We start from the raw sequence: 19576 nt of genomic DNA on the forward strand, positions 1-19576 counted from the left end.
TGGCCGAACGGGCTGACCGCTGCGGTCGAACTGGCCAGGAGGGGTTTCTCCGTCGCCCTCTTCGAGGCGCGGGACACGATCGGCGGCGGCGCCCGCACCGAGGAGCTGACGCTGCCCGGCTTCCGCCACGACCCGTGCTCGGCGTCCCATCCGCTCGCCATCAACTCCCCGGCGTTCCGCGCGATGCCGCTGGACCGGTACGGCCTGGAGTGGATGCACGCCGGCCTGCCCATGGCGCACCCGTTCCCGGACGGCACCGCGGCCGTCCTGTCCCGCTCCGTCGCCGAGACCGCCGCCTCCTTCGGGCCGCGCGACGCGGGCACCTACCGGCGCCTGGTCGAGCCCCTGCTGCACCGCTGGGACACGCTCGTCCACGACTTCATGTCGCTGCCGCTGAGCTCGCTGCCCCGCGACCCGGTCGGCCTCGCCCGCTTCGGCCTCGACGGGCTCCTGCCGGCGTCCTGGCTCATGCGCCGCTTCCGCGACGAGCGGGCGCCCGCGCTCTTCTCCGGCCTGGCCGCACACACCATCGCCCCGCTCGACGGCCTCGCCACCGGCGGCATCGGCCTCGTCTTCGCCCTGGCCGCGCACGCCCGGGGCTGGCCCGTCGCCCGCGGCGGCTCCCAGTCCGTCGCCGACGCGCTCGGCGCGTACCTGCGCGATCTCGGCGGCGAGATCCACACCGACTACGAGGTGAAGCGGCTCGACGACCTGCCGCCCGCCCGCGCCTACGTCTTCGACACCTCGCCGACCGCCCTCGCCCGCATCGCCGGGCTCGGCCGCTTCTACGACCGGTTCCGGTACGGACCCGGTGTCTTCAAGGTCGACTACGCGCTCGACGGGCCCGTGCCGTGGACCGCCGAGGAGGCCCGGAGCGCGGGCACCGTGCAGATCGGCCCGTACCGCGCCGACATCGACCGCGCCCTGCGCGAGGCGTCGGGCGGGCAGCGGGCACCCGAGACACCGTTCCTCATCACCGTGCAGGCCAGTGTCGCCGACCCGACGCGCGCACCCGAGGGCAAGCACACGTTCTGGGCGTACGGGCACGTGCCGCACGGGTGGGACGGGAACCTGACGGACGCGATCGAGCGTCAACTGGAGCGCTTCGCCCCGGGGTTCAGGGACCTCGTGCTCGCCCGCGCCACGATGGGCCCGCCCGAGCTCGCCGCCCGCAACGCGAACTACGTGGGCGGGGACATCGCCGCCGGCGCCGCCGCCGGCCTCCAGCTCCTGCTGCGGCCCCGGCTGTCCCTGTCGCCGTACACCACCCCGCACCCCGCCGTCTTCATCTGCTCCTCGTCCACCCCGCCGGGGCCGGGCGTGCACGGCATGGCGGGGCACAACGCGGCGAAGGCCGTCTGGCGCAGGCTCAGGAGGACGTCGTGAACGCGCGGATCACGCTGGTGCGGGGCGACATCACCGCGCAGGACACCGACGTGGTGGTCAACGCGGCGAACTCCTCGCTGCTCGGCGGCGGCGGGGTCGACGGCGCCATCCACCGCAAGGGCGGCCCGGAGATCCTCGCCGCCTGCCGCGCCCTGCGCGCCTCGCACTACGGCAAGGGCCTCGCCACCGGGCAGGCCGTCGCGACCACCGCGGGCCGGCTGCCGGCCCGCTGGGTCGTCCACACCGTCGGACCGCGCTGGTCCGCGACCGAGGACCGCACCGCCCTCCTGGAGTCCTGCTACCGGGAATCGCTGCGGGTGGCCGCCGGACTCGGCGCACACAGCGTCGCGTTCCCCGCCATCTCGACCGGCATCTACGGCTGGCCGCTCGACGACGGCGCACGCGTCGCCGTCGCGACCGTCCGGTCCGTGCTGTCCGCACCGCCGGCGCGGGACGAGGCGGGTGCGGCGGGGCTCACCGAGGTGCGGTTCGTCGTGTTCGACGAGGCGGCGCAGAGCGCGTTCGGGGCCGTCCTCGACTGAGCACGGCCCGCCCACGTCGATGTCGGATTCCTGCCAGCCGACGGCGCCCCGGTCGGTGATCCTGGGGGCATGGGCAGTGACACGGAGCGCGGGACAGCCGCGATGCACACCGACACCGAGCGATGCGTCCGCGCGGTGCAGGCCAAGGACAGCCGGTTCGACGGAGTCTTCTTCACGGCCGTCGTGACGACGCGGATCTACTGCCGACCGGGCTGCCCGGTCGTCCCGCCCCGGCCCGCGAACATGCGCTTCTACCCGAGCGCCGCCGCCTGCCAGCAGGCCGGCTTCCGGGCCTGCAAGCGCTGCCGGCCCGACTCCACCCCCGGCTCACCGGAGTGGGACCAGCGCGCCGATCTCACCGCCCGCGCGATGCGGCTCATCGGCGACGGCGTCGTGGACCGCGAGGGCGTCCCCGGCCTCGCGCGCCGACTGCGCTACAGCGAGCGCCAGATCGAACGCCAGCTGCGGGCCGAGCTGGGCGCGGGGCCGCTCGCCCTGGCCCGTGCCCAGCGGGCGCAGACGGCGCGGCTGCTGATCGAGACGACCGCGCTGGCGATGGCCGACATCGCCTTCGCGGCGGGCTTCGCCTCCGTCCGCTCCTTCAACGACACGGTCCGCGAGGTTTTCGCCCTGTCCCCGAGCGCCCTCCGCGAGCGCGCGCCCCGGTCCCGCACCGGTGCCCCCGGCGCGCTCACCCTGCGCCTGCCGTTCCGCGCGCCGCTCAACCCCGACAACCTCTTCGGCCACCTCGCCGCCACCGCGGTGCCCGGCGTCGAGGAGTGGCGCGACGGGGCGTACCGCCGCACCCTGCGGCTGCCGCACGGCCACGGCACCGTCGCGCTGACCCCCGGCCCCACCCACATCGGCTGCCGGCTGGTCCTCACCGACCAGCGTGATCTGACCGTCGCCATCAGCCGCTGCCGGCGTCTGCTCGACCTGGACGCCGACCCGGTGGCCGTCGACGGGCAGCTGCGCGCCGACCCGCTGCTCGCGCCGCTCGTCGACAAGGCGCCCGGACGCCGGGTGCCCCGCACGGTCGACGAGGCCGAGTTCGCGGTGCGGGCCGTGCTCGGACAGCAGGTGTCCACGGCGGCCGCCCGTACCCACGCGGCCCGGCTCGTGCGGGCCCACGGCGAGCCCGTCGAGGACCCCGAGGGCGGACTGACCCACCTGTTCCCGGCACCGGAAGCGCTCGCCACGCTCGACCCCGAGTCCCTCGCCCTGCCCCGCACCCGCCGGGCGACGCTGCTCACCCTCGTCCACCGGCTGGCCGCCGGGGAGCTGGTGCTCGGCCCCGAGTCGGACTGGGCGGAGACCCGGGCCCGGCTCGCCGCGCTCCCCGGCTTCGGCCCGTGGACCGTCGAGGCCGTCGCGATGCGCGCCCTCGGCGACCCGGACGCCTTCCTGCCCACCGACCTCGGCATGCGCCGGGCCGCGCGGCAGCTCGGGCTGCCGCACACCCCGGCCGCGCTCACCGCGCGGGCCGCGGCCTGGCGGCCCTGGCGCGCCTACGCGACGCAGTACCTGTGGGCCACCGACGACCACCCCATCAACTTCCTGCCCGCATGACCCGCATGAGGGGAACACGGACCATGGCACAGCACACACAGCACACACAGCACACCGTCATCGACAGCCCCTACGACCTGCTCACCCTCGTCGCCACCGACGGCGTCCTGTCCGGCCTCTACATGACCGGCCAGCGCCACCGCCCCGCCGAGGAGACCTTCGGCGTCCGCGACGAGCGCCCCTTCGGCGCCGTCACCGAACAGCTCGACGCCTACTTCCGGGGCGAGCTCACGCGGTTCGACGTCCCGCTCGCCCTGCACGGCACCCCGTTCCAGCGGTCCGTGTGGGACCAGCTGCGCGCGATCCCGTACGGCGAGACCCGCACCTACGGCGAACTGGCCGAGGCGCTCGGCAGCCCCGGCGCCTCCCGCGCGGTCGGCCTCGCCAACGGCAAGAACCCGATCGGCGTGATCGTGCCGTGCCACCGCGTCGTCGGCGCGAACGGCAGCCTCACCGGCTACGGCGGCGGGCTGCCCCGCAAGCAGCGGCTGCTCGACCTCGAACGCGGCACGGCGCTGTTCTGACGCCCCTCGGGGTCAGGCGCCCGCCTCGGCGTCCACCGGCCGCGGGATGAGCAGCGAGGCGCACAGCGCGGCCACGATGAGCACGAGGCCGGCGACGACGCCCGCGCTGTACCCGCCGACCGAGGTGCCGCCGGAGGGGGCGACCGCGTCCATGGCCGCGTACAGGACGACGAAGCTCAGACCGGCGCCGAGGTTGAAGCAGCCCGCGTTGAGCCCGGGCAGGAAGCCCGGGTTCTCCTTCGGCGAGAGCACGATGCCGAAGCCGTTGAGCATGATGTTGACCGTGCCCGCGTAGGTGATGCCGAGCAGGATCGACACGGCGAGCAGCAGCGCGGAGGAGTCGGTCTGCAGGGTGAGCAGCGCGAGGACTGTCGCCGCCGCGGTGGCCACGAGACCCGTCCGCAGGATCCGGCCGTACCCGTACGTCGCCGCGAGCCGTCCGGCGACCGGTCCGGTCGCGAGGCCCGCGAGGGCGTACGGGGTGAGCGTCCACCAGGTGGCGCCCTCGGCGCCGAGACCGAGGCCGACCGAGGTGTCCTGGGCGAAGCCGGGCAGCAGCCCGTTCATGATCGCGAAGACACCGGTCATCGTGAGCACGGTCGACAGGAGCAGCGACCACGTGGCGCGCCGCTTGAGCAGCCGCGTGGTGACGAGCGGGTGCGCGGAGCGCGTCTCGGCCTTCCAGAACGCCCAGAAGGCGAGGGCCGCGAGCACCAGGAGGCCGACGGCCAGCGGCCAGTTCGCGTCGCCGAGCTTGCCCGCCTCGTTGAACGCGATGAGCAGCGCGCCGACCGAGACGACCAGGAGCGCGACCCCGGGCCAGTCCATCGGCGGGCGCACCTCGGCCCGCGACTCGGGGGCCAGGAACCGGACGAGCAGCGCCGCGACGACGGCGAATCCGGTCATGACCCAGAAGATCGCGGCGTATCCGGAGTGCTCGGCGAGCGAGCCGCCCGCGAACGAGTCGACGCCGGCGATGCCGCCGTTGACCGCGGTGACGACGCCCATCAGGGTGCCGTACTTCTTCGGGTCGGGGACCTCGACGCGGAGCATGATCAGGGCGAGCGGGATGGTCGGCCCGGAGGCGCCCTGGACGACGCGGCCGACGGCGAGCATGCCGACGGATCCGGCCAGCGCCGCGATGACGCATCCCACGGCCATCAGGACCATCATCGCGGTGAGCACCCGGCGCCGGCCGACGAGGTCGCCCAGGCGCGGCAGGAACAGCGAGAACAGCGCCGCGGCCGTGAAGAACGCGGTCTGCGTGACACCGATCGCCGAGGCGCTGGTGTGCAGCTCGTCGGCCATCGTCGCGAGCGCGGGGCTGAGCATCGAGGCGTTGAGCTGGAAGGCGAAGCTGGCCGCGAGCAGAGCGGCCATGAGCGCGCCGATCCGGGCGGTCCGGGCCCCGCGGGGGCCGTCGGCGGGAGTGTGGGGGGAGACGGCGAGGTTCATGCGGCAGACGCTCCGGAGGGCCGCACCGGGTCGCCGATACGGACGAGGGCGTCGACGACGAGGTCCCAGAACCGCTCGTGGTCCAGGTCGACGGCGACCTGGGTGTGGCAGTCGGCGGGAGCGGGGGAGCGCAGGTCGGTCACGGTCATGCCGAGCGTGAGCGCGCCGCGCAGCTCGATGTCGACGGGCGCCTTGCGCACGGTCATGACGGCCGGGTCGATCACGTAGGCGACGGCGCACGGGTCGTGCACGGGCGGGTGCTCGAAGCCCTGGTTCTCCCGGTAGGCCTCGCGGAAGAAGTCCAGGAGCTCGAGGACGAAGCGGGCGGGGGCGGTGCCGACCGCGGCGATCTTCTCCTCGACCGCGGGGGTGGCGAGCGCCTGGTGGGTCAGGTCGAGTCCGACCATCGTGACGGGCCACGGCTCGTTGAAGACGATGTGCGCGGCCTCGGGGTCGATCACGATGTTGAACTCGGCGACCGGGCTCCAGTTGCCCTCGTGGTAGCCGCCGCCCATGAGGACGACCTCGCGGACGCGCTCGACGATGCGGGGCTCCTTGCGGGCGGCCAGGGCGATGTTGGTGAGGCCCGCCGTCGGCACGATCGTGATCTCGCCCGGCTCGTGCGCCATCACGGTGTCGATGATCAGGTCGACGGCGTGCCTGCGGTCCAGCTCGGTCGTGGGCGCGGGCAGCTCGGGGCCGTCGAGGCCGCTGTCGCCGTGGATCTCGGGCGCGGTCTCGATGGCGCGCACCAGAGGCCGGGGGCAGCCGGCGGCGAACGGGACGCCGGTGATCCCGGCGATGGCCGCGACGGACAGCGCGTTGCGCGTGACCTTCTCCAGGGTCTGGTTGCCGACCACGGTGGTCACGGCGACCAGGTCGATGCCCGGATTGCCGTGTGCGAGCAGCATCGCGATCGCGTCGTCGTGCCCCGGGTCACAGTCGAGGATGATCTTCCTGGCCACCGCTTCGAGCCCCTTTGCTCCGTGTTGCTTCGGTGTTGGTGTCGTTCGGGTGTTGCTTGGTGTGTTGCTTGAGGTGTCGCTTGAGGTGTTGCTTCGGTCGGACGGCCCGGTCGTGCGTCTCGTGCGTGCGGACGGCGCTGTCCACCCCCAGCTCACCTCGACGGGCGGGGTTTTGTCAACGCGCGTAGATTCTGAAGACGTGCCTCCCGCGGCCTCGTTTGATCGATCGTTGCCGACCGTCGAGTGCCCGACTGTAGCCGGGCATAGGCAGATATGTCTGGTCGCGTGTGCGTCCCGTGGGACGGACGGCCATGGGCACGGGGGCCCTCCTGCGGTTATGGTCGCAGCGGCGCGACTGCCTTGTCTCGAGCAAGGCCCGAACAGCAAGGGGAGAGCAAGGTGGCGGACGCTGCACAGGCCGCGCGGCACGTGTTGATCGCGGCGGACAAGTTCAAGGGCTCGCTCACCGCGGTGCAGGTCGCACAGCGTGTGACGGCCGGTCTGCGCCGGGTCGCGCCCGACGTCGAGATCAGCTCGGTGCCGGTCGCGGACGGTGGGGACGGGACCGTCGCCGCGGCCGTCGCGGCCGGGTTCGAACGCCGCGAGGTCCGGGTCACCGGACCGCTCGGCGAGCAGGTCACGGCGGCGTACGCGCTGCGCGAGGGCACGGCGGTCGTCGAGATGGCGGAGGCCTCCGGGCTCCAGCTGCTGCCCGAGGGCGTCTTCGCCCCGCTGACCTCCACCACGTACGGGTCCGGCGAGGTCATCCTCGCCGCGCTCGACGCGGGCGCCCGCAGCATCGTCTTCGGCGTCGGCGGCAGCGCCACCACCGACGGCGGCGCGGGCATGCTGGCCGCGCTCGGCGCCCGCTTCCTGGACGCGTCCGGCGCCCCGGTCGCGCCCGGCGGCGGCCCGCTGGCCACCCTCGCCTCCGCCGACCTGTCGGGGCTCGACCCGCGCCTCGCCGACGTCGAGATCGTGCTGGCCAGCGACGTGGACAACCCGCTCACCGGCCCCAAGGGCGCGCCCGCCGTCTACGGCCCGCAGAAGGGCGCGACGCCCGAGGACGTGGCCGAACTGGACGCCGCACTCGACCACTTCGCGAAGGTGCTCGGCGCGTCCGTCGGGCCCGCCGCGCTCGAGCACGCGGCGTCGCCGGGTGCGGGGGCGGCGGGGGGCATCGGCTTCGGGGCGCTCGTCGGCCTCGGCGCGAGCTTCCGCCCCGGCATCGAGGTCATGCTCGACGTCCTCGGCTTCGCACCGGCGCTCGCGAAGGCCTCGCTGGTCATCACCGGTGAGGGCTCGCTGGACGAGCAGACCCTGCACGGCAAGGCACCGGCCGGGGTCGCGGCGGCGGCGCGGGCCGCCGGGATCGAGGTCGTCGCCGTGTGCGGGCGGCTGGCGCTGGCGCCGGAGGCACTCGGGCGGGCCGGGATCCGCCGTGCCTACGCCCTCACGGACGTGGAGCCGGACGTGGCCCGGTGCATCGCCGAGGCGGGGCCGATCCTGGAGGACGTGGCGGAGCGCCTGGCCGGCGATTTCCTGGTCTGAACGGCCCGCTTCCGGCGGCGGATCCGGTGGGGCGCGGGGCGTCCCACCGGGCGGCACCCGGTGACGGGACGGATCAGCCGGGCGCCAGCCGGTACGCGTCGAGGGCCAGCGTCATCTCCATCAGGTCCCGCGGCCGCGACAACGACCGGTCCGTCAGATGCTCCAGCCGCCGCAACCGGTTGAACACCGTGTTGCGGTGGCAGTACAAGCGCCCGGCGGCCCGCCCCGCGGACCCCTCGCAGGCCAGCCACGCCTCGAGCGTCTCGAGCAGCACGGCCCGGTCCGCCGGTTCCAGCGCGAGCAGTTCGCCGAAGACCCCGGCGACGAGCCGCTGTGCCAGATCGGGCTGGCTGACGACGAGCGCCGTCGGCATCCGCCGATCGAGCCGCACGACCCCGGTCGCGTCCGGCGCGCACGTACGCAGCGCCAGTTCGGCGAGCCGGCGCGCACGGCCCAGCTCGGCGAGCCCCGTCACGACCGGGCTCAGCCCGCCGGGCCCCGGACACCGCCCGTCGAGCAGCGCGGCCAGCTCGTCCAGCGACCGCCCGGCGCCGAGCGCGGCCACGCCGACCTCCCCGTCCGCCCGCATCCGCCACACGAACCGGAAGCCGGGGTCCTGGATCCGCCGGTGGAAGGCCTCCCGGCCGTCCCGCCGCTCGACCCGCAGCACGATCACCGCGTACGGCCCGTGCTCGGGCAGATCGAGCCCCGCCGCCGCCCGCGCCGCGAGCCCCGGCGCGGGCCGGCCCTCGAGGAGCGCGTCCAGCAGCGCCTGCATCTGCTCGTCGGTGCGGCGCCGCAGCTCGAGCTCCGTCGTCCGGTACGCCTCGGACGCCGCCCCGGCCTGTGCGTCGACGGCAGCCCACACCATCGTCGCCGACCGCATCAGCGCGGACAGCCGGTCCGGCTCCCGGCCCGCGCTCTCCATCAGGGCGTCCCACACGAGGTAGCCCGCGTTCCGGTAGGCGTGCACGAGCAGGTCGAGCGGCAGGCCCTGACCGGCCCGGCGCCGGCCCGCCTCCTCCGCGTACGCGAGGTCCCTGCGCGGTGAGTCCCGCGGCGCCGAGATCGTCTCGATGCCGATCCGCATCGCCTCCTCGGCCTCCCGCCACTGCACGTCGTACGGCAGGACCCGCGCGTACACGTCCGAGTGCGCGACGAGCCGGCGCAGATGCTCGTCGACGAGTTCGGGCAGCCGCTCCAGGAGCGCGGTGCACGCCTCCTCGAGCAACTGCCAGTCGCGCTCGGTGCGTTGTCCGCGTCCGCCCATCGCGCCTCCCAACGGCCCGTAAAGCGACGGCAAAGGACTGGTGGTGCTGGTCCGGAGGATGCCACCTCGGGGCCGTCCCCGGCAGGCCCCTGACACGCGGTCCTGTGCACGCGCACAACGCGGACCGGCGGGCGCTGGGCCCGCGCAGCGATTCGCCGGTCCGCCGTGGACGGGCCGCCCGCGCGGTGCTGTCGTGAGCGCCACCGGTCCAGGGAGGGACGCAGACAGTGACCGACCCAGAAGACACCTCCGGGCTCGCCGTCGACGGCGTGTCCGTCGGCTACGGGCCCGTCCGCGCCCTGCGCGACGTGACCCTGCACGTGCCGCACGGCGCCGTCGTGGCGGTGCTCGGCGGCAACGGCGCGGGCAAGTCCACCTTGCTGCGCGCCGTGTCGCGCACCCTCGGCTTCCACGGCGGCGCGGTGACCACCGGCGACATACGGTTCGGCGGACGGCGGCTCGGCGGCCTGGGCGCCGACCGGGTCGTCGCCGCGGGGATCTGCCAGGTCCCCGAGGGACGCCAGGTGTTCGCCCGCATGAGCGTCGCGGACAACCTCCGGGCGGGCGCGCTCGGAGCGATCGGCTCGCGCGCCGCCAAGGCCGCCGCGCTGCGCCGCGTGCACGAGCTGTTCCCGGTCCTGGCCGACCGGGCCCACCAGCGCGCGGGGCTGCTGTCCGGCGGCGAACAGCAGATGCTGGCCGTCGCCCGCGCCCTGATGGCGGGCCCGCGCCTGCTGCTCCTCGACGAACCCTCGCTGGGCCTCGCCCCGCTGATGGCGGCACGGATCGCGGACACCGTCACCGAGATCAACGCCCAGGGCGTCGCCGTCCTGCTCGTCGAGCAGAACGCGGCGCTCGCCCTGCGCCTGGCCTCGTACGCCTACGTCCTCGAGGTCGGCGAGATCGCCCTGCACGGGCCCGCCGACGAGCTCGCCGGCTCCGACGAGGTACGCCGCCGCTACCTCGGCGTCGTCGACGAGACGGCCGCGGCGGACGCCTCCGGCGGCGCCGCCCACGCCCCGGTCCTCGGCCGCTGGGGAGGCACCCGATGAGCCCCGCGACCGGCGTGCCACCGCTGACCGTCACCGATCTGACCGTCCGCTTCGCCGGGCTCACGGCGCTCGACGGCGTCCACCTCACCGTCGAGCCCGGCACCGTGCACGCCGTCATCGGCCCCAACGGCGCGGGCAAGTCCACCTGCCTCAACGTCCTGTCCGGCGTCTACCGCGCCACCTGCGGCAGCGTCCGGCTCGGCGACCACGAGCTCACCGGGCTGCCCCCGCACCGCATCGCGGCCCTCGGCGTCGCCCGGACCTTCCAGAACCTCGCCCTGCCGCCGCGCACCACCGTCGCCGACAGCCTGCTCCTCGGCCGCCACCGGCTGACCCGGAGCGGCTTCGTCGCCGCCGGGCTGCGACTGCCGTCCGCCGTCCGCGAGGAGCGGCTGCACCGCGCGCGGGTCCGGGAGATCGCCGAGTTCGTCGGCATCGCCGGACACCTCGGCACCCCCACCGGCGCTCTGCCCTACGGACTGCAGAAGCTCGCCGAACTGGCCCGCGCCCTGTGCATGGAGCCGGACCTGCTGCTGCTCGACGAGCCGGTCGCCGGGATGACCGCCGACGAACGCCGCCGCACCGCCGCCGTCGTCGCGGGCGTCCGCGACAGCCTCGGCATCTCCATCGTCCTCGTCGAACACGACATGGGAGTCGTCATGCGCCTCGCCGACGAGGTCACCGTCCTCGACTTCGGCCGCCGGATCGCCGGCGGCCCACCGGACACCGTCCAGAACGACCCCGCCGTGATCCGGGCCTACCTGGGCACGCCCGACGCACCCGAGGACGCCGCGTGACCACCTTCCTCGAACTCCTCCTCAACGGCGTCTCGATGGGCTCCGTCTACGCCCTCGTCGCCCTCGGCTTCGTCGTCATCTTCCGCGCCACCGAGGTCGTCAACTTCGCCCACGCGTCCCTGCTGCTCGCCGGCGGCTACGTCACCGCCTCGCTCCACGACGACCTCGGCTTCTGGCCCGCGCTCGGCGTGGGCGTCGCCGCCGCCGCGGTGGTCGGCGCCGCCGTCGAGTTCCTCGTCATGCGCCGCTACCGGGGCCACGACCACAGCGTCCTCGCCATCGTCACGATCGGCGTCGACATCCTGCTCACCACCGAACTGACCCGGCGCCTGGGCACCGACGTCCTCACCCTCGGCGACCCCTGGGGCGACGCCGTGACCACCGTCGGCGGGGTGACGATCGCGCACACCCGCATCGCCGCGTTCGTCGCCGCCGCGCTGCTCATCACCGGCTTCCTGCTCGTGTTCCGGTACACGTCGTGGGGTGTCGCGATGCGGGCCGCCGCCGAGAGCGGCGAGACCGCCGCCCTGATGGGGGTGCGCCTCGGCCGGGTCTCGCTCGGCGCCTGGGCCGTCGCCGGCGCGCTCGCCGCCGTCGCCGCCCTGTTCCTGACGGTCTTCCCGACCCCCGGCCTGGAGCGGGCCACGTCACTGGCCGCCCTCAAGGCCTTCCCCGCCGCGATCCTCGGCGGCCTCGACTCCACCACCGGCGCGCTGGTGGGCGGGCTCGTCGTCGGCGTCACCGAGTCCCTCGCCACCGGCTACCAGAGCGAACTGGCCTTCATGGGGCGCGGCCTCGGCGACCTCGCCCCGTACCTCGTGATGACCGTGATCCTGCTGCTGCGGCCCTCCGGCCTCTTCGGCACGAAGGAGCTCGCCCGTGTCTGAGACCGCCGCACCGACGGCGACGGCCGGCTCCCTGCGGGCCCGCCTCGCCCGCCCCCGCACCTACCTGACCGGCGGCTGCGCCCTGCTGCTGCTCGCGCTGCCCTTCTACCTCGACCGCTTCTGGCTCCAGGCCGGACTCTTCGCCATGGCCGCGGCGATCGGCGCGACCGGCCTCAACCTGCTGACCGGCGCCACCGGCCAGCTCTCGATGGGCCACGCCTTCTTCCTGGCCGTCGGCGCCTACGGCTACTGCGCGTTCGCCGGGGCCCCGAGCGGCGACACCGACGGCCTCGGGCTGCCCGGCTGGCTCGCCGCCGTGCTCGCGGTGCTCCTCGCGGGGGCCGCGGGCGGCCTGTTCAGCCCGATCGCGGGCCGCCTCAAGGGCGCGTACCTCGGCATCGCCACCCTCGCGCTGATCTTCATCGGCCAGCACGTCCTGTTCAATGCCGAGGGCCTGACCGGCGGCGCCAACGGACGCGACGTGCCCGTCCTGAGCCTGTTCGGTCTGCGCTTCGACGACAGCGAGCTGACCGTCGCGAGCGTGCCCTTCGGCGCCGCCGAGAAGCTCTGGTACCTGGGACTCGTGCTCATCCTGGGCTGCGCCCTGTTCGCGCGCGGGGTGCTGCGCGGGCGCCCCGGACGCGCCATGAACGCCATCCGGGACCACCGGATCGCCGCCGGGGTCCTCGGCGTCCCCGTCGCCCGCTACCGGGCCGGCGTGTTCGTCCTGTCGTCGATGTACGCGGGCCTGGCCGGCGTCCTGCTCGCGCTCGTCTTCCAGCGGACCGTGCCGGACTACTTCGGGATGGTCCTGTCCCTGGAGTACCTCGCCATGATCGTCATCGGCGGTCTCGGCTCCGTGGCGGGCGCCGTCGTCGGCGCCGCCTTCGTGTCGCTGCTGCCGCAGCTGCTGACCCGCTACAGCGACTCCCTGCCCCTCGTCTCCGCCCCCGGCACGGGCGGCGTCGCCCCCGGCGAGGCCGCCCGCTACCTGTACGGCGCCGCCGTCGTGGCGGCCGTCCTGTTCCTGCCGGGCGGCCTCGTGCAGCTCGCCGCCCGGCGCAGCCGGAAAACCCCTCAGGAGGACGCATGACCGCCGCCCGTACCCGCCGCACCCGCAGCAGGCGCCGCACCAGGACCGTGACGGTCACCGGGGTCGCCGCCCTGCTCGCGCTCACCGCCGCCTGCAGTTCCAAGGCGAAGGACGGGGGAGCGGACGAGAAGGAGAGCACCGGCGGGGTCAGGACCGGCCAGGGCATCTCCGGCAGGACCATCGACCTCGGTGTCCTCACCGACATGACCGGCGTCTACGCGACCCTCGGCAAGAGCGTCACCCAGGCCCAGCAGCTGTACGTGAAGCAGGTCAACGCCGACGGCGGCATCTGTGGGTACCGGCTCAGGCTCACCGTCCGCGACCACGGCTACGACCCGCAGAAGGCCGTCGCCGGGTACACGGAGCTGTCCCCGAAGGTGCTCGGCTTCACCCAGTTCATCGGCTCCCCGTTCGTCGCCGCGGTCATGCAGCGCATCGACGGCCAGGACAAGGGCCTGGTTCTGCCGCAGGCCTGGTCGGCGAACCTGCTCGGCAGTCCGTACGTGCGGGTCATCGGCTCCACCTACGACATCGAGACGATCAACGCGATCGACTTCCTGATGAAGGAGAAGGGCCTCGCGAAGGGCGACAGGCTCGGCCACGTCTACTTCGAGGGCGACTACGGCGAGAACGCGCTCAAGGGCTCGGCGTTCATGGCGGAGAAGGCGGGCCTGACCGTCGTCGAACAGAAGATCAAGCCGACCGACAACGACATGACCGCCCAGGTCGCCGCCCTGAAGAAGGCCGGCGTCAATGGCATCGTGATCAGCGCGGGCCCGCGCCAGGCGGCCTCCCTGGTCGGTGTCGCGGCGGCGGCCGGACTCGACGTCCCGGTGATCGGCAACAACTCGGCGTTCGCGCCGCAGCTGCTCGCCACGCAGGCGGGACCGGCCCTGATGAAGAACTACTGGGTCGCCTCGCCGTCGCTGCCCATCGGCGCGGACACCCAGGAGGCGAGGAAGCTCGTCGCCGACTACGGGAAGGCGTACCCGAAGGACGCGCTGGACAACGGCGTCGTCGCCGGCTGGACCGCGGCCGGCGTCTTCGGCGAGGCCCTGAAGAAGGCCTGCACGGACAAGGACCTGACCCGCGAGGGCGTCGACAGGGCGCTGCTCTCGCTGGACTCGTTCGACAACGGCTTCGGGGTCCCCCAGGACTTCAGCGACCCCGAGGCCCCGTCCTCGCACTCCTCGGTGATCCTGCAGCCCGACAAGGCCGCGGTGGGCGGCATGAAGGTGGTCCGCGAGCCGGGCGAGTCGCCGGAGGCGAAGGCGTACACCGCCTCGGCCGGCTGACCGGCGCGGCACACGCACGCACGTACGGCGAAGGCCCCGAACCGACCGGTTCGGGGCCTTCGCCGTACGTGCGTGCGGGGAGACTACGGGAGCTGGGCCGCCCGCGCCTCGCGCCGGTTGTCCCGGAAGTTGTTCACGCGGCGGGCCGTCGCGAACAGCGGGATCACCGCGCCGAGCACCAGCTGGAGCGCACAGCCCGTCTGGAGCAGCAGCTGGCCCCCGGGGGCGTCGAACGCCCACGCGGCCAGCAGACCCATGCTCAGGACGATCCACGACAGCATCGCGACCGCGAGGCGGCCGCGCGGCTTCGGGTACTCGACCCGGCTCACCATCAGCCAGGCGGTGCCGATGATCGCCAGGAGCGTCGCCACGAAGGGCAGCTCCAGAAGCACGATCGAGACGACCGTCAGCGCGCCGAACGGCGAGGGCATGCCCTGGAAGGTGCCGTCCTTCACGGTCACGCAGGAGAACCGCGCAAGCCGCAGCACCACCGCCAGCAGCACCACGATGGCCCCGACCGCCGCCACTCTCTGGTGCGCGTCGTCGGCGACCATGCCGTAGACGAGCACGAAGTAGGCGGGGGCCAGACCGAAGCTGATGAGGTCCGACAGGTTGTCCAGCTCGGCGCCCATCGGCGACGAGCGCAGCTTGCGGGCCACCAGACCGTCGAACAGGTCGAAGATCGCGGCGGCCAGCATCAGGATCACGGCGGTCGCGGCGGAGTGCCGGGCCATGCCCGAGTCGTTGCTGCCCTGGATGTGCGGGATCAGGATGCCGGTCGTCGTGAAGTAGACCGCCATGAAGCCGCACGTGGCGTTACCGAGGGTGAGCGTGTCCGCTATCGACAGACGCAGTGAGAGCGGCATCTCCTCCGCTTCGTCCGCGCCGTCGGCGTCGGAGGCCCAGGCCTGGGTCTCTGGATCAGTCACGGTCAATGCGAGTCACCCCAGCCACCGTCTTCTGCCCGACCTCGACGTCGACCTCGACGCCCTCGGGCAGGTAGATGTCGACGCGCGAACCGAAGCGGATCAGGCCGATCCGCTCGCCCTGCTCGACCTTCGTGCCCCGGGGGATGTAGGGCACGATGCGGCGGGCGACGGCACCGGCGATCTGGATCATCTCGATGTCACCGAGCTCGGTGTCGAAGTGCCAGACGACGCGCTCGTTGTTCTCGCTCTCCTTGTTGAACGCCGGGACGAAACCGCCGGGGATGTGTTCGACGGACGTCACGGTGCCGGCGAGCGGGGCGCGGTTCACGTGGACGTTCAGCGGGCTCATGAAGATCGCGACGCGGGTGCGGCCGTCCTTCCACGGCATGATGCTCTGCACCACGCCGTCGGCCGGGGAGATGACCCGGCCGGGGGCGATCTCGCGCTCGGGGTCGCGGAAGAACCACAGCATGCCGGCCGCCAGAGCGGTGGTCGGGACGGCGAGTGCTGCGGCCTTCTTGGAACGACGCGAACGGGCCAGGCTCAGAGCGGCCGTGGCGACGGTCGGAAGGAGCCACGGCGATGCTCCGCGCGCAAGGCGACCACCGAGGAAGCCGTCGCGTGGTGCAGAGGTTTGGCTGTGGGGCATGGATGACCTTCGTAGCGGATGAGGCCGCGCTGGTTACGGGGGGACGGCGGCTTTTCCGGGGATGCTATCGGTTGCGAGCCACAACTGGGCAAGCCAGGAAGCCGAGTCGGCGGCCGAAGAGTGTTGACGGGGTGTGATCTTCTTCGCGAAGAAAACACCCCGTAACAGGACATCACGCCCAGGCTCAGCCCTGGAACCGATACTCTTCGAGCAGTCGACGACCAATGATCATTTTCTGGATTTCGGCGGTGCCTTCACCGATCAGCAGCATCGGAGCCTCGCGGTAGAGGCGCTCGATCTCGTACTCCTTGGAGAAGCCGTAACCACCGTGGATGCGGAAGGCGTCCTCGACGACCTCCTTGCAGTATTCGGAGGCCAGGTACTTGGCCATTCCTGCTTCCAGGTCGTTTCGCTCCCCGGAGTCCTTTTTGCGTGCCGCATTGACCATCATCGCATGGGCGGCCTCGACCTTGGTAGCCATCTCGGCCAGCTTGAACTGGATGGCCTGGTGCTGGGCGATCGCCTTGCCGAAAGTGTGACGCTGCTGGGCATAAGAGACGCCCAGTTCGAAAGCACGCTGCGCGACACCGCAGCCACGGGCCGCGACATTCACGCGGCCGACCTCGACGCCGTCCATCATTTGGTAAAACCCTCGGCCGGTCTCGCCGCCGAGCACACGATTGGCCGGAATGCGCAGGTCGTCCATCACCAGTTCCGTGGTGTCGACGCCCTTGTACCCCATCTTGTCGATCTTCCCGGGAATGGTGAGTCCGGGCCGGACCTCACCGAAACCGGGCTCCTTCTCCACGAGGAAGGTCGTCATCGACTTGTGCGGGGCCGTGCCCTCGGTGTGGCCTTCGTCACTTCGTGTGAGAACCGCCACAAGCGTTGACGTGCCGCCGTTGGTCAGCCACATCTTCTGACCGTTCAGGACGTACTCGTCGCCGTCCCTGACCGCCTTGGACGAGATCGCGGACACGTCCGAGCCGAGCGCCGGCTCGGACATCGAGAACGCGCCGCGCACCTCGCCCTGCGCCATCCGCGGCAGGAAGTGGTCCTTCTGCTCCTGCGTGCCGTGCTGCTTGAGCATGTACGCCACGATGAAGTGCGTGTTGATGATGCCGGAGACCGACATCCAGCCGCGCGCGATCTCCTCCACGCACAGGGCATACGTCAGCAGCGACTCGCCCAGACCCCCGTACTCCTCGGGGATCATGAGGCCGAACAGACCCAGTTCCTTGAGCCCGTCGACGATCTGCTGCGGGTACTCGTCGCGGTGCTCCAGCTCCGTCGCGACGGGGATGATCTCCTTGTCCACGAAATCCCGGACGGTGGACAGGATCTCCTGCTGCACATCCGTCAGGCCGTGGGTCTGGGCGAGTCGGCTCACTTCTGCTTCTCCTGAAGGTCCGGGCGGCCGGGCTGCTCGCCGCCGCGCTCCTTGATGTACGTCTCGGTCGGCACCATCACCTTGCGGCGGAAGACGCACACGAGGGTGCCGTCCTGCTTGTAGCCCTTGGTCTCGACGTGGACGATGCCGCGGTCGCTCTTCGAGCGCGACGGCGTCTTGTCGAGGACCGTGGTCTCGCCGTAGATCGTGTCGCCGTGGAAGGTGGGCGCCACGTGCTTGAGCGACTCGATCTCCAGGTTGGCGATGGCCTTGCCGGAGACGTCCGGGACGGACATGCCGAGCAGCAGGGAGTAGATGTAGTTTCCGACGACGACGTTCTTGCCGAAGTCCGTCGTCTTCTCCGCATAGTTCGTGTCCATGTGGAGGGGGTGGTGGTTCATCGTCAGCAGGCAGAAGAGGTGGTCGTCGTACTCGGTGACCGTCTTCCCGGGCCAGTGCTTGTAGACGTCGCCGACGGTGAACTCTTCGTAGGTGCGGCCGAACTGCATGGGTCTTACGCCTCCGGGGCCTCGAACGTGCTGGTGCGCTGCATGCCGGCCGCGCGGCCCTTGCCCGAGATGACCAGGGCCATCTTGCGGGAGGCCTCGTCGATCATCTCGTCGCCGAGCATGGCCGAGCCCTTCTTCCCGCCGGCCTCGGACGTGTAGTAGTCGTACGCGTCCAGGATCAGCTCGGCGTGGTCGAAGTCCTCCTGCGACGGCGAGAAGATCTCGTTCGCGGCCTCGACCTGACCGGGGTGGAGCACCCACTTGCCGTCGAAGCCGAGGGCGGCGGCGCGGCCCGCGACCTCGCGGAAGCCGTCCACGTTGCGGATCTGCAGGTAGGGGCCGTCGATCGCCTGGAGGTCGTTGGCGCGGGCGGCCATCAGGATCTTCATCAGGATGTAGTGGTAGGCGTCGGCGCCGTAGCCGGGCGGCTGCTCGCCGACGACCAGGGACTTCATGTTGATGGACGCCATGAAGTCGGCCGGGCCGAAGATGATCGTCTCGATGCGCGGGGACGCCTCGGCGATCGCGTTGACGTTGTTCAGGCCCTGCGCGTTCTCGATCTGCGCCTCGATGCCGATCTTGCCGACCTCGAAGCCCATCGTCTTCTCGATCTGCGTCAGCAGCAGGTCCAGGGCGACGACCTGGTCGGCCGTCTGGACCTTGGGGAGCATGATGCAGTCGAGGTTCTGGCCCGCTCCCTCGACGACGGTGACGACGTCGCGGTAGGTCCACTCCGTGGTCCAGTCGTTGACCCGCACGACGCGCGTCTTGCCCGTCCAGTCGCCCTCGTTGAGGAACTTGACGATGGTGTGCCGGGCGTCCGGCTTCGCGAGCGGGGCGCAGGCGTCCTCCAGGTCGAGGAAGACCTGGTCGGCCGCCAGACCCTGGGCCTTCTCCAGGAAGCGCGGGTTGCTTCCGGGCACCGCGAGACAGGAGCGGCGCGGGCGGAGACGGTTCACAGTCATGCGGGGACCTCCAGAGGGTCGAGCTGGTTCGCTGTCCGGATCTCGTCGACGATACGGCCGATGATCTCCGTGATGCCGAAGTCCTTCGGGGTGAAGACGGCGGCCACTCCCGCCCGCTTCAGGTCCTCGGCATCGGCGTGGGGGATGATGCCTCCGACGATCACGGGGACGTCGGCGGCGCCCGCCTCGCGCAGCCGCTCCAGGACGTCGGGCACGAGCTCGGCGTGCGATCCGGAGAGGATCGACAGGCCGACGCAGTGCACGTCCTCGGCGAGCGCGGCGGACACGATCTGGTCCGGGGTGAGCCGGATGCCCTGGTAGACCACCTCGAACCCGGCGTCGCGGGCCCGCACGGCGATCTGCTCGGCGCCGTTGGAGTGCCCGTCCAGGCCCGGCTTGCCGACCAGGAGGCGCAGCTTGCCGCCCAGCTCCTCGCCGGTGCGGCGGACCTTCTCGCGGACCTCGGCGAGCGGGGTGCCGGGCTCGGCGGTCACGGCCACCGGCGCCGACGACACGCCCGTGGGGGCGCGGAACTCGCCGAACACCTCGCGCAGCGCGCCGGCCCACTCGCCGGTCGTGACTCCGGCGCGGGCGCACTCGAGGGTGGCCTCCATCAGGTTCTCCGTGCCCGCCGCGGCCTCCTTGAGGCGCTCCAGGGCCTGCCCGGTGGTCGGGTAGTGGAACGGGTCGCCCATGCCCTGGCGGTCGCTCGACTCCTGACGGGTCGTCTTCCACTCGCCGATGGCGA

The 19576-nt window shown here is 72.5% G+C and carries 19 protein-coding genes; 10 read left to right on the forward strand and 9 right to left on the reverse strand.

Annotated features, from left to right (window positions below):
• The 4 genes from GTW43_RS08255 to GTW43_RS08270 form a co-directional block, all read left to right on the forward strand.
• On the forward strand, window positions 1–1386 hold a 1386-nt coding region (locus GTW43_RS08255), incomplete at its 5' end, for an NAD(P)/FAD-dependent oxidoreductase (protein ID WP_161300981.1).
• The gene (locus GTW43_RS08260) at window positions 1383–1928 is read left to right on the forward strand and encodes an O-acetyl-ADP-ribose deacetylase (protein WP_161300982.1); all 546 of its coding nucleotides are present in this window, start codon (window positions 1383–1385) and stop codon (window positions 1926–1928) included. The genes GTW43_RS08255 and GTW43_RS08260, both read left to right, overlap by 4 nt.
• A 102-nt stretch (window positions 1929–2030) precedes the next feature.
• The gene (locus GTW43_RS08265; protein ID WP_161300993.1) at window positions 2031–3497 is read left to right on the forward strand and encodes an AlkA N-terminal domain-containing protein; all 1467 of its coding nucleotides are present in this window, start codon (window positions 2031–2033) and stop codon (window positions 3495–3497) included.
• Between the two features lie 23 nt (window positions 3498–3520).
• The gene (locus GTW43_RS08270) at window positions 3521–4021 is read left to right on the forward strand and encodes a methylated-DNA--[protein]-cysteine S-methyltransferase (RefSeq protein ID WP_161300983.1); all 501 of its coding nucleotides are present in this window, start codon (window positions 3521–3523) and stop codon (window positions 4019–4021) included.
• 12 nt (window positions 4022–4033) lie between these two features.
• On the opposite strand, the gene GTW43_RS08275 is transcribed toward GTW43_RS08270, so the two are convergent.
• Window positions 4034–5476: an MFS transporter gene (locus GTW43_RS08275; RefSeq protein WP_161300984.1), complete on the reverse strand. Its 1443-nt coding sequence runs from the start codon at window positions 5474–5476 to the stop codon at window positions 4034–4036.
• Window positions 5473–6441: a nucleoside hydrolase gene (locus GTW43_RS08280; RefSeq protein WP_161300985.1), complete on the reverse strand. Its 969-nt coding sequence runs from the start codon at window positions 6439–6441 to the stop codon at window positions 5473–5475. Before GTW43_RS08280 ends, GTW43_RS08275 begins: the two co-directional genes overlap by 4 nt.
• A 399-nt stretch (window positions 6442–6840) precedes the next feature.
• Here GTW43_RS08280 and GTW43_RS08285 point away from each other — a divergent pair, with 399 nt between their 5' ends.
• Window positions 6841–7992, forward strand: a complete 1152-nt coding sequence (locus tag GTW43_RS08285; protein WP_161300986.1) for a glycerate kinase — start codon at window positions 6841–6843, stop codon at window positions 7990–7992.
• Between the two features lie 73 nt (window positions 7993–8065).
• Here the strand turns inward: GTW43_RS08285 and GTW43_RS08290 are convergent, their stop codons facing one another.
• Window positions 8066–9262, reverse strand: a complete 1197-nt coding sequence (locus GTW43_RS08290) for a helix-turn-helix domain-containing protein (protein ID WP_161300987.1) — start codon at window positions 9260–9262, stop codon at window positions 8066–8068.
• A 227-nt stretch (window positions 9263–9489) separates the two neighbouring features.
• Here GTW43_RS08290 and GTW43_RS08295 point away from each other — a divergent pair, with 227 nt between their 5' ends.
• The 5 genes from GTW43_RS08295 to GTW43_RS08315 are packed head-to-tail and all read left to right on the forward strand — an operon-like array spanning window position 9490 to window position 14386.
• The gene (locus GTW43_RS08295) at window positions 9490–10314 is read left to right on the forward strand and encodes an ABC transporter ATP-binding protein (RefSeq protein WP_161300988.1); all 825 of its coding nucleotides are present in this window, start codon (window positions 9490–9492) and stop codon (window positions 10312–10314) included.
• The gene (locus GTW43_RS08300) at window positions 10311–11111 is read left to right on the forward strand and encodes an ABC transporter ATP-binding protein (RefSeq protein ID WP_161300989.1); all 801 of its coding nucleotides are present in this window, start codon (window positions 10311–10313) and stop codon (window positions 11109–11111) included. The genes GTW43_RS08295 and GTW43_RS08300 overlap by 4 nt, the downstream gene beginning before the upstream one ends.
• The gene (locus tag GTW43_RS08305; RefSeq protein WP_161300990.1) at window positions 11108–11998 is read left to right on the forward strand and encodes a branched-chain amino acid ABC transporter permease; all 891 of its coding nucleotides are present in this window, start codon (window positions 11108–11110) and stop codon (window positions 11996–11998) included. Before GTW43_RS08300 ends, GTW43_RS08305 begins: the two co-directional genes overlap by 4 nt.
• A 31-nt stretch (window positions 11999–12029) precedes the next feature.
• Entirely contained in the window at window positions 12030–13091 is a 1062-nt protein-coding gene (locus tag GTW43_RS08310; RefSeq protein WP_202501215.1) for a branched-chain amino acid ABC transporter permease, read from the forward strand.
• The gene (locus tag GTW43_RS08315; protein ID WP_161300992.1) at window positions 13088–14386 is read left to right on the forward strand and encodes an ABC transporter substrate-binding protein; all 1299 of its coding nucleotides are present in this window, start codon (window positions 13088–13090) and stop codon (window positions 14384–14386) included. The genes GTW43_RS08310 and GTW43_RS08315 overlap by 4 nt, the downstream gene beginning before the upstream one ends.
• A gap of 83 nt (window positions 14387–14469) precedes the next feature.
• On the opposite strand, the gene pssA is transcribed toward GTW43_RS08315, so the two are convergent.
• The 6 genes from pssA to GTW43_RS08345 all read right to left on the reverse strand — a co-directional run.
• Window positions 14470–15252, reverse strand: a complete 783-nt coding sequence (gene pssA, locus GTW43_RS08320; protein WP_051127192.1) for a CDP-diacylglycerol--serine O-phosphatidyltransferase — start codon at window positions 15250–15252, stop codon at window positions 14470–14472.
• 55 nt (window positions 15253–15307) lie between these two features.
• Entirely contained in the window at window positions 15308–15964 is a 657-nt protein-coding gene (locus tag GTW43_RS08325) for a phosphatidylserine decarboxylase (protein ID WP_161300210.1), read from the reverse strand.
• Window positions 15965–16148: 184 nt separating this feature from the next.
• Complete coding sequence (locus tag GTW43_RS08330; RefSeq protein ID WP_161300209.1) at window positions 16149–17354, reverse strand: acyl-CoA dehydrogenase family protein; 1206 nt, start codon at window positions 17352–17354, stop codon at window positions 16149–16151.
• Window positions 17351–17863: a MaoC family dehydratase gene (locus GTW43_RS08335; protein WP_161300208.1), complete on the reverse strand. Its 513-nt coding sequence runs from the start codon at window positions 17861–17863 to the stop codon at window positions 17351–17353. The genes GTW43_RS08330 and GTW43_RS08335 overlap by 4 nt, the downstream gene beginning before the upstream one ends.
• Window positions 17864–17868: 5 nt before the next feature.
• Window positions 17869–18828: a CoA ester lyase gene (locus GTW43_RS08340; protein ID WP_161300207.1), complete on the reverse strand. Its 960-nt coding sequence runs from the start codon at window positions 18826–18828 to the stop codon at window positions 17869–17871.
• A partial coding sequence (locus GTW43_RS08345; RefSeq protein ID WP_237536470.1) for a cobalamin-dependent protein occupies window positions 18825–19576 on the reverse strand: 752 nt, incomplete at its 5' end. The genes GTW43_RS08340 and GTW43_RS08345, both read right to left, overlap by 4 nt.

Source organism: Streptomyces sp. SID5785 (assembly GCF_009870065.1).
In the GTDB taxonomy this organism is placed as follows: domain Bacteria; phylum Actinomycetota; class Actinomycetes; order Streptomycetales; family Streptomycetaceae; genus Streptomyces.